Annotated in this window: 9 protein-coding genes; 7 read left to right on the top strand and 2 right to left on the bottom strand. The window is 36.0% G+C overall.

The features are described 5' to 3' along the window. Nucleotides 1-322: 322 nt before the first annotated feature. Nucleotides 323-829, bottom strand: a complete 507-nt coding sequence (locus AC1M36_RS20065; protein ID WP_336452921.1) for a GNAT family N-acetyltransferase — start codon at nt 827-829, stop codon at nt 323-325. Between the two features lie 303 nt (nt 830-1,132). Continuing rightward, entirely contained in the window at nt 1,133-1,948 is an 816-nt protein-coding gene (gene fdhD / locus AC1M36_RS20060) for a formate dehydrogenase accessory sulfurtransferase FdhD (RefSeq protein ID WP_336452922.1), read from the bottom strand. A 496-nt stretch (nt 1,949-2,444) separates the two neighbouring features. Between fdhD and fdhF the strand changes: the two genes are divergently transcribed. The 7 genes from fdhF (at nt 2,445) to AC1M36_RS20025 (ending at nt 14,177) form a co-directional block, all read left to right on the top strand. Next, nucleotides 2,445-5,387: a formate dehydrogenase subunit alpha gene (fdhF, locus tag AC1M36_RS20055; RefSeq protein WP_336452923.1), complete on the top strand. Its 2,943-nt coding sequence runs from the start codon at nt 2,445-2,447 to the stop codon at nt 5,385-5,387. Nucleotides 5,388-5,399: 12 nt separating this feature from the next. Beyond that, complete coding sequence (locus AC1M36_RS20050) at nt 5,400-5,882, top strand: helical membrane plugin domain-containing protein (protein WP_336452924.1); 483 nt, start codon at nt 5,400-5,402, stop codon at nt 5,880-5,882. A 145-nt stretch (nt 5,883-6,027) separates the two neighbouring features. Beyond that, nucleotides 6,028-7,899 (top strand): glycerophosphodiester phosphodiesterase, encoded by a 1,872-nt coding sequence (locus AC1M36_RS20045; RefSeq protein ID WP_336452925.1) that lies wholly within the window; start codon nt 6,028-6,030, stop codon nt 7,897-7,899. A gap of 562 nt (nt 7,900-8,461) precedes the next feature. Further along, the gene (gene ald, locus AC1M36_RS20040) at nt 8,462-9,595 is read left to right on the top strand and encodes an alanine dehydrogenase (RefSeq protein ID WP_336452926.1); all 1,134 of its coding nucleotides are present in this window, start codon (nt 8,462-8,464) and stop codon (nt 9,593-9,595) included. 104 nt (nt 9,596-9,699) lie between these two features. Continuing rightward, entirely contained in the window at nt 9,700-11,115 is a 1,416-nt protein-coding gene (locus tag AC1M36_RS20035; RefSeq protein ID WP_336452927.1) for an amino acid permease, read from the top strand. Nucleotides 11,116-11,406: 291 nt separating this feature from the next. Beyond that, nucleotides 11,407-11,784 (top strand): ArsR/SmtB family transcription factor, encoded by a 378-nt coding sequence (locus AC1M36_RS20030; protein ID WP_336452928.1) that lies wholly within the window; start codon nt 11,407-11,409, stop codon nt 11,782-11,784. A 26-nt stretch (nt 11,785-11,810) separates the two neighbouring features. Next, entirely contained in the window at nt 11,811-14,177 is a 2,367-nt protein-coding gene (locus AC1M36_RS20025; protein WP_479846128.1) for a heavy metal translocating P-type ATPase, read from the top strand. Nucleotides 14,178-14,555: the final 378 nt, after the last annotated feature.

Raw genomic sequence — 14,555 nt, 5'->3', positions numbered from 1 at the left:
TTGCATAGGGAGGAATTAAAAGGTGATAGAAGTTTTATATAAACCAAGGAAGAATTGCTAATCCTGAAGTGACGATTATTGTGCCACAAATTAAAAAAATAAGATGTTTGTGCTGTTTCATATCTGTTGTTCCTCCGGTTACTGATTTTTATGCTATTACTGCTATTATTTTTTTATCTTTTATTTCTTTTGGGTGTGATTTCGTACTTTTAGTATAGGGAAGAGGAGGGAAGAGAACCATTCAATTAGATGACATGAATATTACATTGTTGTAAGAAAAAAGCACCTTTGTATCAAAAGGTACTTTTGTGAAAATCTATCATTAGCTATTTAAAAATAAAACCATATGTTCTTCATCCCAATACTGTCCATTATGTTTTAAGGAACGCTCTTGTACACCGTATGTTTGGAAACCAAGTGATTCGTACAGCTTTTTCGCAGCTACATTTCCAACGACAACATCGAGCATGAGTTGTTCTACATGTAATTTATGAGCATTTTCAATAATGGCTTTTATTAATACACGTCCAGCCCCAAGACCGCGAGCTTTTGGAGAGACGTAAACAGATCCGATTTTCGCTTTATGTTCTTGTTTAATAAATGGTTTTGTTTCTAAAGTAGCAATTCCAATCAAATCGTTATCTTTAAAGACACCAAGGGTATACTTATCAGGGTTAGCTAAACGTTTTGCCATTGCAGCAACTGGATCCTCATGTTTTAGTACATCTTCATAAGAAGAACTAAAGGCTTCTGGATTTTGTGTTAATCCTTCCATACACACTTTTAAATAAATTTTTGCATCTTCTTTTGTTAATAAACGAATTTCCATATCAGTAACCTCCTCAGTTTAGCTCACTCTATAGGAAAATGAATACGCCGCTTTAGTGTTTAAAGCAGGGGGATCCGTAAGAGTATGATGATTATATTCATAGAATATCTACTGTGTATTCATAAACATATTCTTTACGTACTCATTCTTAATTTGTAAAAGAATAAGTAGATATATGCGAGAAAAACATGTATCTTCTTTTGTTTTTTGTCTCGCTTTATGTAATGAAATTATATATTAACTTTATTAACTATTCAACAATTAAGTATGTTACATTTTTATAACTAAAAAATGATTCCCTTGCTAGGAATCATTTTTGTCTGTTATATATCCTTCAATTCGTTCTGGGTGAGTATAAATATTACAAGAATCATTACGAATAAACCCGACTACTGTAATGCCTAAATCATGAGCAAGTTGCAAAGCTAATTTTGTTGGAGCTGATTTAGAAAGAACAATTTCACAACCGATTTTAGAAACTTTTAGTAAAATCTCAGATGAAATTCGGCCACTAAATGCAATGATTTTTCCTTTGATGGGGATATGGTTACGTAGACAATGACCATATATTTTATCTAATGCGTTATGTCTACCGATATCCATTCTGGATAGGAGAATGGTATTTCGATCGCAAAGAGCAGTATTGTGAACTCCTCCGGTTTGACGAAATGTAGTAGAAGAGTGTTGCAAGGTATTCATTAAATGAAAGCACTCTTCTGGAGTAACTGTTACATGTATATCATGTAAATTTTTTGCTTTTGCTGCATCATTTACAAACACAAAACCTTGTCTACTTTTTCCGCAACAAGAAGTGACATATCGTTTGTTATATAGTGTTTGATAGAGAGGATTGATTTGTGATGTTTTTACGTGGACAACCCCTTTGTCTTTCTGTATCCATAGCTCATCAATACCTTCATAAGAAGCGATAATTCCTTCAGAAATTAAAAAACCTATTACCATATCTTCAATATAATTTGGAGTACATACAACTGTTACGTATTCTTCCCCATTTAATTTAATTGTTACAGGATGTTCTGTGACAATTTTATCTTCTTGTTCAAGGAATGTTCCAGCTTGATAACGTACCATTTTACATGTTTCTTGGACAGGCCCCATCGTATTTTCCCCTTCATATGTATTTTTCTTACTATTTATCATAAAACATAAAAAAAATAAAAGCATCTGTTATGTATATAGTGAAACTTTCATCAGTAGGTAACTTCATTCCTTAGTTCTCTCTGAATCTTGAGGTGGAGGTCTTACTGCCCAGAAATAGCGAGATAAATTTTAAGTAATCTGCACTTTTTGTTTTACTTGGAATGGGGGAGGAAAGGGGAAAAAGGAATGTGTGTCTATGCATGGCCCAATGCTCTATTCCACCTAAAAAGACAGGTTGTACGTTTGTTCTTAGTTTCTATATATTATTTGGTTATTATTGTATATGTGAGATATAATAGAGTGGTAGAATAGTGTCATTTTTATACCTTATAGCATCAAGAATCGACTTCTAAGATAGGATTTCAGCAGAGCGTTTCAAAAAATGTACAACAATAAAGTTTTGAAAGCGGATTCAAAAATTTATTGTACAGTTAGTTGTAAGGAGAGGGGAACTATGGCAGAGCAAACGGTTCGTGTAACTATAGATGGAAAAGACTTTCTTTCATCTGGTGAAAAGACGATACTGCAATTATTTAACGAAAGTGATTTAGAGCATCCACAGATTTGTCATGTACCGGAAGTAGATCCAATTCAAACTTGTGATACATGTATTGTGGAGGTAGATGGAAAATTAATGCGTGCTTGTTCAACAAAATTAGAAAATGGTATGCACATTGAAAGAAAATCAGCACGTGCAAAAGAAGCACAAACGGAAGCAATGGATCGAATATTAGAGAACCATTTATTGTACTGTACAGTATGTGATAATAATAACGGGAACTGTAAAGTTCATAATACGGTACATATGATGGGGATTGAGGAACAGAAATATCCATATGAACCGAAAGTTAGTGCAAAAGAAGTAGACATGACTCATCCATTTTATCGTTACGATCCGAATCAATGTATTGCTTGTGGGCAATGTGTAGAAGTATGTCAGAATTTACAGGTAAACGAAACATTATCAATTGATTGGAATTTAGATCGTCCGCGTGTAATTTGGGATAGCGGCGTAAGTATTAACGATTCATCTTGTGTGAGTTGCGGGCAATGTGTAACGGTGTGTCCTTGTAACGCATTAATGGAAAAATCTATGCTTGGGGAAGCTGGGTTTATGACCGGATTAAAACCGGATGTGTTAGACCCAATGATTGATTTTGTAAAGGATGTAGAACCTGGATATAGTAGTATTTTAGCAGTTTCAGAAGTTGAATCTGCAATGCGCAAAACGAAGATTAACAAGACGAAAACAGTTTGTACATTTTGCGGTGTAGGTTGTTCGTTCGAAGTTTGGACGAAAGACCGTCAAATTTTAAAAGTACAACCTGTATCAGATGCGCCAGTAAACGGAATTTCTACATGTGTGAAAGGAAAATTCGGCTGGGACTTTGTAAACAGTGAGGACCGCATTACGAAACCGTTGATTCGTCAAGGAGATATGTTCGTTGAAGCATCATGGGAAGAAGCTTTAGAGGTTGTTGCATCCAATATGCAGCACATTAAATCTGAATATGGTAGCGATGCATTTGGATTTATTTCTTCTTCAAAAGTAACAAATGAAGAAAACTATTTAATGCAAAAGCTAGCTCGTCAAATATATGGAACAAATAATGTAGATAACTGTTCCCGTTACTGTCAATCACCAGCAAGCGATGGGTTAACAAAAACTGTTGGTATAGGCGGAGACGCAGGAACAGTGAAAGATATTGCAGCAGCTGGCCTTGTCATTATTGTGGGAGCGAATCCAACGGAAGGACACCCGGTACTTGCTACTCGTGTGAAGCGTGCTCACAAATTACAGGAACAAAAGTTAATTGTGGCAGATCTTCGTAAACATGAAATGGCAGAGCGTGCTGACCTGTTTATTCATCCACGTCAAGGAACAGATTATGTCTGGCTTGCGGGTATAACAAAATATATTATTGATCAAGGCTGGCATGATAAAAAATTCTTAGACGAAAATGTGAAAAACTTTGATGAATATAGCAAGATGTTAGAGAAATACACACTTGATTATACAGAAAATATTACAGGTATTTCTAAAGATACATTAAAAGAAATAGCTCGTATGGTATATGAAGCAGACGGTACTTGTGTACTTTGGGGTATGGGTGTTACGCAAAATACAGGAGGAAGTACAACATCCGCAGCGATTTCAAACTTACTTCTTGTAACAGGTAACTATCGCCGACCGGGTGCAGGTGCATATCCACTCCGTGGGCATAATAATGTACAAGGTGCTTGTGATATGGCAACATTACCAAACTGGCTTCCGGGTTATCAAGCAGTGTCGGATGATACGCTTCGTGCGAAATTTGAAAAAGCATATGGAACTACCATTCCGAAAGAGCCAGGACTGAATAATATTGCGATGCTTGCTGCAGCAGAAGAAGGAAAACTACGTGGTATGTATGTAATGGGAGAAGAAATGGCGTTGGTCGATTCTAATGCGAATCATGTGCAACACATTTTAAGTAATCTTGATTTCCTTGTAGTTCAAGACATGTTCTTATCAAAAACAGCTCGTTTTGCTGATGTTATTTTACCAGCGGCACCAAGTCTAGAAAAAGAAGGAACATTTACGAATACAGAGCGTCGTATTCAGCGTTTATATGAAGCTATGAAACCACTTGGTGATTCTAAACCGGACTGGTGGATCCTACAAAAAGTAGCTCGTGCCCTCGGTGGTGATTGGAATTATGAAAGCCCAAGTGAAATTATGGATGAAATTGCATCACTCGCGCCGTATTATTCCCAAGCCACATACGACCGCTTAGAAGGATGGAATAGTTTATGTTGGGGTAGTCATGATGGTAGCGACACACCACTATTATATGTAGATGGCTTTAATTTCCCAGATAAAAAAGCACGTCTATCATTGGATGAATGGATTCCGCCGGTTGAAGCACCAGAAGAATACGATTTATTATTAAATAATGGTCGTTTACTCGAACATTTCCATGAAGGGAATATGACAAATAAATCAGTAGGAATTTTATCTAAAATGTCTGATGTGTTTGTTGAAATTTCACCAGAGCTTGCTGCTGAGCGGAATGTGAAAGATGGCGGACTTGTCGAGTTAGCATCACCGTTTGGGAAAATTAAAGTACAGGCACTTGTTACAGATCGTGTGACTGGAAATGAGCTATATTTACCGATGCACGCGACAGTAAATGAAGAAGCGATTAATATTTTAACAGGAACAGCGACAGACCTGTATACTTGCACACCAGCTTATAAACAAACGATGGTGAAAATGCGTGTGTTGCGCGAAAAAGGAAATCGCCCACTTCCTGCTTCGAACCCAAGAGATAAAAAACGTCATCCGCAAAATGGTGTTGAAATTCAGCAGAAATGGCAACGAAAACAATATGTATCACTTGTGGATCAGAACTAGGGGGCGAAGAAAGTGGCAAAAGAAATTACATTGATTCAAAAAAAGGTAGTTACAGAAGAAGAAAAGAAACAACAGTTATCAGATGAACTGTTAACACAATTAGTGGAAAATCGTGAGGCGGTAGAAGAAACGATGCAGTTGTTAGCAGGGTTGCAGCAAGCTGGTATTTTAGATGCGGCAATCAGTCTACTTGCTGCCAAAGAAGATGTTTCTAAAATTGCAATTGAGCAATTAAACCGTGAACCAGTCAAAAATGCATTAAATAATATGATGGGGGCAGGAGAGGCTTTATCTTCAGTCGACCCAGAAATGACAAAACAGATCACATCTAGCTTAGTTACAGGATTACAGTTTGCAACAGATGAATTGAACAAAGGAAAGAAAACAAAAGTAATGGACTTTTTTAAAGTGCTGAAAGACCCGGATATTAACAGAGCCATTACTTTTGGATTTAGCTTTTTAAAAGCGTTTGGACAAGGATTAGAGAAAAAATAAAAACAAAAAGGGTGATGAGAAAGTACTCATCACTCTTTTTTGTGAATGTATAAGAGTGTTCATGTTAAGCGGAATATATTATTATAAAAAGATGACTGTGAAATGGAATCCATTTCAAATATAGTTTTAGAATTTGGAGGAATTTATGCAACACCGTAAAAGATTATCTATACCAGGAGTTATGAGACATTCCTTTCAAACGGTACAATTTGCTTTTTGGAATGTATTATCATTTCAACTCGCATATAAATTAGTAGCGGCTATTGTGTTTATACCGCTATTCGGTATGATTTTTAACAAGTTATTATATTGGGGTGGCTATGCAAATGCAACAAATGATGAATTGTTAGCCTTTCTAAAAACGCCATATGGAATCGCGGCTATTGTCATTTTATCGATATTGGCACTCTTCCTCATTTTTACGGAATTTGCAGTTCTTATTATTATTTCATATTTTGCTCATAAACGGCAAAAGGTGAGGTTACGTCCGATTTTGTATAAAACAGTAACGTATTTACCTTCTCTTTTTACATATTGCTTGCCAGGATTCATTTTATATGCAGTTGTACTATTACCTCTTTTAAGCTTGGGATATAAATCTGCGCTAATCCCAGAAATTCAAATTCCTAATTTTATTACAGGTGAATTGTTTAAAACAACAATGGGACAAGTAGGTTATTACACGTTCTTTGCTGTAGTTGCATACTTGAATCTTCGCTGGATCTTTGTTTTACCTATTATTGTATTAGAAGAAAAACCGTTTCGCACAGCTGCACGTAAAAGTGCAAACTTGGTAAAAGAAAGCTTTTTTAAAGTTTTGTTCTTTTTAGTTGGATTTTTTATCTCGATAGGGATTGTATTTGTCTTATTTATGGGTGTATATTTCTTAATTTTATGGGGTGTGTATGAATTTACGAATCCAAAAGGGACATTTGCCCTACTAGCAGAATCTACCTTATCTGTATTTTTGACGAGTACATTGTATCTATTTAGCTTTATTATAACTCCGTTTTATATTATGGCATTGACAAGACTTTATTTACAAAAGGTCCCAGTTGGAGATGTTTTATTAGAAGAAGGCTTAGATTATTCCAAAACGAAAGCGGATAAATGTTTCTTTAAAAAACATCGCCTGAAGTTTATTGGCGTATATATTGTCGGTGTTTTTACAGTCGGTATGGTTGTAGCTTTTATTGTAACGTTTATTACGAACTCCTATAAAGAGCCGATTATTATGGCGCATCGTGGATATGTTTCCAAAGGAGTAGAGAACACGAAAGAGGCTCTGCAAGGTGCGATTGATGCGAAAGCGGATTATGCTGAAATTGATGTGTTGCAAACAAAAGATGGTGAATTGGCAGTGATACACGATTTAAAGCTAAAGCGTCTTGCGAATGCGAATGTACAAGTTTCAGATTTAACGATGGATGAGCTTCGAAAACTGACTCTTAGTCAAGATGGATTCACAGGGAAAATTAGCACACTTGATGAGATGATTAAGCTTGCAGAAAACAAGATAAAACTGAATATAGAAGTGAAATTGCACGGAAATGAAAAAGATTTTGTAAAGAAAGTATTAGACACAATTAAAGAAAATGACTTTGAAAAGCAATGTGTCATTCAAACATTGCACTATCCGCTCATTAAAGAATTTAAACGTGCAAATCCAAATATAAAAGTAGGATATATATTATATGCAAGTAGGGCTAACTTAAAATATGTGCAAGCCGATTTCTATGTAGCGGAAGAATATATGTTAAACAAACGCTTAGTAAAATCAGCCCGTAAATTAAATAAGCCGATTTATGTATGGACTGTAAATGATATGGAAAGCTTAAAAAAATATTATAAACTGAATGTCGATGGGATTATTACAGACTATCCTGTGGATGCGCAAGAAACCATTAAAATGATGAAAGAGCAAGAAGAAAGTGAAACAGATGTGTTTGATAAGATTACAGAAACAACGGAAGATTTATTTTCAAAGTTGTTTCTCAGTTATCCAGCTGCCGGTTAAATATCGGTAGCTGTTTTTTTATTATATAAATGCAAAGTGAAAAAAGATAAAAACTTTTTTTAGGTGGGAGAGAGCATCCAGCCATGGGGAGAAGAGGACAGAGCCCTTTTTGGCTTAGCCCCCTGCCGTGTGAAACCAAAAGGAGAAAACGAGTGCAAGTTACCTTTTCTTCATGGTAGCGTCGTGTATATTGAGAAAACAAAATGGATTTATATAAAAAAGAATATATCTCTAAAATATTACAGGAAAATTCGATTGTATATGTATGCGATTTATGTTGATTTTTCACATTGTTATATTATTGTCAAATAATAAAAGGGTAATATTGAATTACAAAGGTTATAATGAAAATAGAGTGTTAAATAAGCGAGATATAGGGAATCTCCCTAGGGAATAAAGTTCTTTATATTTACACTATTCTAAAAATATAAACTTTTAAAATTTGATATGTTAGCGTTTTCATAATTTCAAAGTTATGCTAGAATAAGGACATAAGTTATTAATTATTATAAAAAGAAAAAAGAATTTCTTTTTTCTGTTAATTATAAGGGGGCATTTCATTATGCGTATTGGGGTACCAACAGAAATTAAAAACAACGAAAACCGTGTGGCAATGACACCAGCTGGTGTTGTACATTTAGTTCGTAACAATCACGAAGTATTCATTCAAAAGGGTGCAGGTTTAGGATCTGGTTTTACAGATGCTGAGTATATTGAAGCAGGTGCGAAAATCGTTGACACAGCTGAAGAAGCTTGGAACATGGATATGGTAATGAAAGTTAAGGAACCAATTGAAAGCGAATACAAACACTTCAGCGAAGGTTTAATTCTATTCACATACTTACACTTAGCTCCAGAACCAGAATTAACGAAAGCTTTAATTGAAAAGAAAGTTGTAGCTATCGCTTACGAAACAGTACAATTAGAAAATCGTTCTTTACCATTACTTGCACCTATGAGTGAAGTAGCTGGTCGTATGGCAGCACAAATCGGTGCGCAATTCCTTGAGAAAAACAAAGGCGGTAAAGGTATCTTACTAGCAGGCGTTCCAGGGGTAAAACGTGGTAAAGTAACAATTATCGGTGGTGGACAAGCTGGTACAAATGCTGCTAAAATTGCAGTTGGACTAGGTGCGGATGTTACAATCATCGACTTAAGTGCAGAACGTCTTCGTCAATTAGATGACATTTTCGGTAACCAAGTGAAAACTTTAATGTCTAACCCGTACAATATTGCAGAAGCTGTAAAAGAGTCTGATCTTGTAATCGGTGCGGTATTAATTCCAGGTGCAAAAGCGCCAAAACTTGTAACAGAAGAAATGATTAAATCAATGGAACCAGGTTCTGTTGTAGTAGATATCGCAATTGACCAAGGTGGTATTTTCGAAACAACTGACCGCATTACAACTCATGACAACCCAACTTACGAAAAACACGGTGTTGTTCATTATGCAGTTGCAAACATGCCAGGTGCGGTTCCACGTACATCAACTCTTGCATTAACAAACGTAACAGTGCCATATGCAGTACAAATTGCAAACAAAGGCTACAAAGAAGCTTGCCTAAGCAACTCTGCATTATTAAAAGGTATTAATACATTAGATGGCTATGTAACATTTGAAGCAGTTGCAGAAGCTCATGGTGTAGAATACAAAGGTGCAAAAGAATTATTAGAAGCAGAAACTGTATCTTGCTAATTGAAGCATAATACAAAATAAAAATCGAACAATATTTAATACAACATGATAAGAGCTAAGAGAGAAGACCTCTTAGCTCTTCTTAGTAAAAGGGGGCATACATCGTGGCCAACCTATTTAAAAAGAAATCCGTTACGCAATTGTTAGGGGAAAGTAAAAGTAAGACTTTGTCTAAAACTTTAGGGGCATTCGACCTAACAATGCTAGGAATTGGTGCGATAATCGGTACAGGAGTTCTAGTATTAACTGGATTAGTAGCAGCAAGAGATGCTGGTCCAGCAGTTATTTTTTCATTTATGATTGCCGCAATTGTTTGTGGATTTGCAGCATTATGTTATGCCGAAGTTGCTTCTACACTTCCTGTTTCAGGTAGTGTATACACATACTCTTATGCAACAATCGGTGAGTTTGTAGCCCATTTAATGGGATGGACATTATTATCAGTATACGTTGTAACAACAGCAGCAGTAGCTGGTGGATGGACAGGTTATTTCAATAACTTGGTGAATGGATTTGGATTAGAAATTCCAAAAGAGCTGTTAACGATTCCATCACAAGGTGGTATTGTGAACTTGCCAGCAGTAATCATTACGCTCGTATTAACATGGTTGTTATCACGTGGTACGAAAGAGAGTAAACGTATAAATAACGCGATGGTATTAATCAAAATTAGTATTGTTATCTTATTTATTGCAGTTGGTGTATTCTACGTAAAACCAGAAAACTGGGTACCATTTGCACCATATGGTTTAAGTGGAGTCTTTGCCGGAGGAGCAGCAGTATTCTTTGCTTTCTTAGGTTTTGATGCATTAGCAACTTCAGCAGAAGAAGTGAAAAATCCACAGCGTGATCTTCCAATTGGTATCATCGCTTCGTTAGTTATTTGTACAATCATTTACGTTGCAGTTTGTCTTGTTATGACTGGTATGGTTTCTTACAAGGAACTAGATGTACCAGAAGCAATGGCTTATGTACTAGAAGTTGTAGGACAAGATAAAGTAGCTGGTGTAATTGCTGTCGGGGCTGTAATAGGTATCATGGCTGTAATCTTTGCTTATATTTACGCAACAACACGTGTATTCTTTGCAATGAGTCGTGACGGTTTATTGCCAGAATCTTTTGCGAAAATTAACAAAAAGACAGAAGCACCAACATTTTCAACTTGGTTAACAGGAATTGGTAGTGCTTTAATTGCTGGATTTATCGATTTAAAAGAATTGTCGAATTTAGCGAATATTGGAGCGTTACTAACATTTGCGATGGTTGGTGTATCAGTTATCATCCTTCGTAAAACACATCCGAAATTACAACGTGGATTTATGGTGCCACTTGTACCAATTTTACCGATCATTTCAATCGTATGCTGCCTATTCTTAATGGTAAACTTACCATTAACGACATGGATGTACTTCGGTGCTTGGTTAGCAATCGGAGTAGTTGTATACTTTGTTTATTCGAAAAAACATAGTCATTTAAAAGAAGATGGAAGTTCGCAAGATAGTTTAGAAAAAGCAAACTAAAGGGATATAATGAATTGTAAGCCTTGTGCGTCTAGGGAGCGCACAAGGCTTTTTCTTTTGATTAAAGGGTAGAGAAAAAAGGATGTACGAAAGGATGGAAACTTCCGTACATCCTTTTTGTATGAAGAATGTAACGGATGCGGAGAATAAGTGATGTGTTTTGAAATGTGAACAAAATGTTCGGAAAATTAATTAAGGATTTTATTGACACATATGAATAGGCGCTCATATAATAAAGGTATAAGATATATGAATGATTGTTCATATGTTCAAATAAAGAGGTGAGCTATAATGGCTGAAAATAAAGTGGAAACATGCCAAGAATCATGTTCTCAAACAATTATCCATGAAGAAGTTGTTGATCAAGTAAAACAAACAATCCCAGCAGATGAAAGTTTAAGTAAAGTAGCGGAGTTATTTAAAGTATTAGGTGACCGTACGCGGACACGGATTTTACACGCTTTATTCGAAGCGGAAATGTGCGTATGTGACTTAGCTTATTTACTCGGTATGACACAATCTTCTATTTCTCATCAACTTCGTGTATTAAAGCAAGCGAAACTTGTGAAAAACCGTAAAGAGGGAAAGGTTGTCTATTATTCATTGGCGGACCATCACGTAATCGGTATCTTTGAGCAAGCATTCGAACATGTAAACGAGGAAGAATAAAAAGAAATGCACAAGGAGGGAGAAAGATGGCAGAAGCACTAGTGAAACGGAAACTTGTGTTAGAAGGATTAGATTGTGCGAATTGTGCGATGAAAATTGAAAAAGGCGTTAGCGGATTAGACGGCGTTTCCTCTTGTTCTGTGAACTTTGCAACAAAGACGATGACTTTAGAAACAGAGCAAAATAAAGAAAATCATGTTGTTAATGAGGCGAAACAACTTGTTACGAAATTAGAACCGCATATTAAAGTACAGGAAGAACAAAAAACAAAAATTACAAAAGAAGTATTTGTATTAGAAGGATTAGATTGTGCAAATTGTGCAATGAAGATTGAGACAAAGGTAAAAGAAATGCCTACAGTTTCAAATGCGACTGTTGATTTTGTATCAAAGAAACTAAAAATAGAAGTGGCAAACGAAAAAGAGCTCGAAACGACGGTGCAAGATATAAAAAATATTGTTCAAAAGTTAGAGCCCGATGTAAAAGTTGTCCGTGAAGAAAAAACAGGACATGATCATGGTCATAGACACGATCATGGTGAAGGAAATGTGAAGAAAATGATATGGCGCTTAGCGATTGGTGGTGTCTTAACAGGAATCGCTGCACTTGCAGGATTACCACAAATGATGACTATTCCACTTTTCGTTATCGCATATTTATTAATTGGTGGAGATATCGTTTGGCGAGCTGTGAGAAATATAACACGCGGCCAGGTTTTTGATGAAAACTTTTTAATGGCGATTGCGACACTTGGTGCATTTGCAATCGGACAATACTCAGAAGCGGTTGCAGTTATGTTATTTTACCAAGTAGGAGAGTTATTCCAAAGCATTGCGGTAAACCGTTCTCGAAAATCTATTACATCGTTAATGGATATCCGCCCTGATTATGCCAACGTTAAAGTTGGAAATGAAACAAAACAAGTTTCGCCGGAAGATGTACAAATTGGAGATTACATCATTGTTAAACCAGGTGATAAGGTACCGTTAGATGGAAGAGTAGTTGAAGGAACATCAATGATAGACACTTCAGCATTAACAGGTGAATCTGTACCACGTGAAGTAGAAGTTGGGAATGATGTATTAAGTGGTTTTGTGAATCAAAATGGTGTATTAACAATTGAGGTAACAAAAGAATTTGGTGAATCCACAGTATCGAAAATTTTAGATTTAGTACAAAATGCAAGTAGTCGAAAAGCGCCGACAGAAAACTTTATTACGAAATTTGCGCGTTACTACACTCCGGTTGTCGTTATTACAGCAGCAGCATTGGCGTTTATTCCCCCTCTTATTTTAGAAGGTGCTACATTCTCAGATTGGATTTATCGTGCGTTAGTATTCCTTGTTATTTCTTGTCCGTGTGCGTTAGTAGTATCTATTCCGCTTGGATTCTTTGGTGGTATTGGCGGAGCATCGAAAAGTGGTATTTTAGTAAAAGGTAGTAACTATTTAGAAGCATTAAATGATGTGAAACATATTGTGTTTGATAAAACAGGAACATTAACAAAAGGTGTATTCAAGGTAACAAAGATGGAGCCAAACGGCAAAATAACAAAAGAAGAACTCCTTGAATATGCTGCGTTTGCAGAGGTTTATTCAAACCATCCAATTGCGCAATCTATTCGAACTGCATATGGAAAATCAATTGATGAAAATAGCATGGAAGATTACAGTGAAATTTCTGGTTACGGTACAGTTGTAAAAGTACAGGGTAAAGAAATTTTTGCGGGTAATGCAAAATTAATGAAAAAAGAAAATATCGCATTTGAGCAACCACAAACAGTAGGCACACTTGTTCATGTTGCTGTAGATGGTGCATACGCTGGTTATATTGTTATCTCAGATGAGGTAAAAGAAGATTCAAAACAAGCGATTCAAAAGTTAAAAGAACTTGGTATTAAGAAAACAGTTATGCTAACAGGCGATGCAAAGCTAGTTGGAGAAGCTGTCGGTAAAGAGCTTGGTTTAGATGAAGTTCATGCTGAATTATTGCCACAGCAAAAAGTAGAAGAAATTGAAAAAATTGATGCGGCAAAACAAGCAAAAGAAAAAGTCGCTTTCGTTGGTGATGGTATTAATGATACACCAGTATTAGCAAGAGCAGATGTTGGAATCGCAATGGGGGGGTTAGGGTCTGATGCAGCGATTGAAGCAGCAGATATCGTCATTATGACAGATGAACCTTCTAAAATTGCAACGGCTGTTAAAATTGCCAAACGTACACGCAATATTGTATGGCAAAATATTATCTTTGCACTTGGTGTAAAAGGACTTGTCTTATTACTTGGTGCATTTGGAATTGCAACAATGTGGGAAGCTGTTTTCTCCGATGTGGGTGTTACGCTACTTGCTGTATTGAATGCGATGCGTGTATTACGAGTGAAAGATTTATAAAAAACCTATACTAAGCTTTTTTATCAGAAAAATAGACGTTTTACCTTGCCTTGCGTAAAGTGTCCATTTAGCGAAAGAAATGACGTACAATTTGTATTTTGCGACGCTTTAACAGACCTTTCGATTAATAAAGCTTTGGAAACTTGTGTTACCCTGTATGAACTGCTCGTAAAAGCTTGATTGGTGAGGGCTAATAATCAGTGGGGTTTTTCTTCATCTCCCACTGATTAAAGTTTTACTTTATCGGAAGTTCACGCAACATGTCCAAACCATATGGTTTTACTTAGCATATGATATATGAGATATATATGTATAGTTTGCCTTATACGTACAAACATCTCCACTCTACATGGTATCAATATTCGAACAAGCTTCCAA

The organism is Bacillus sp. Medicinal_06 (genome assembly GCF_056711665.1).
The sequence above is the reverse complement of the archived record's forward strand: the minus strand, read 5'-3'. Positions and strand labels throughout refer to the sequence as shown.

Bases quoted from the DNA above. Each gene is read 5' to 3' on its own strand.
- ald (WP_336452926.1), top strand. From the start codon at position 8,462: ATGCGTATTGGGGTACCAACAGAAATTAAAAACAACGAAAACCGTGTG.
- AC1M36_RS20025 (WP_479846128.1), top strand. From the start codon at position 11,811: ATGGCAGAAGCACTAGTGAAACGGAAACTTGTGTTAGAAGGATTAGAT.
- AC1M36_RS20045 (WP_336452925.1), top strand. From the start codon at position 6,028: ATGCAACACCGTAAAAGATTATCTATACCAGGAGTTATGAGACATTCC.
- fdhD (WP_336452922.1), bottom strand. From the start codon at position 1,948: ATGGGGCCTGTCCAAGAAACATGTAAAATGGTACGTTATCAAGCTGGA.
- AC1M36_RS20030 (WP_336452928.1), top strand. From the start codon at position 11,407: ATGGCTGAAAATAAAGTGGAAACATGCCAAGAATCATGTTCTCAAACA.
- fdhF (WP_336452923.1), top strand. From the start codon at position 2,445: ATGGCAGAGCAAACGGTTCGTGTAACTATAGATGGAAAAGACTTTCTT.
- AC1M36_RS20065 (WP_336452921.1), bottom strand. From the start codon at position 829: ATGGAAATTCGTTTATTAACAAAAGAAGATGCAAAAATTTATTTAAAA.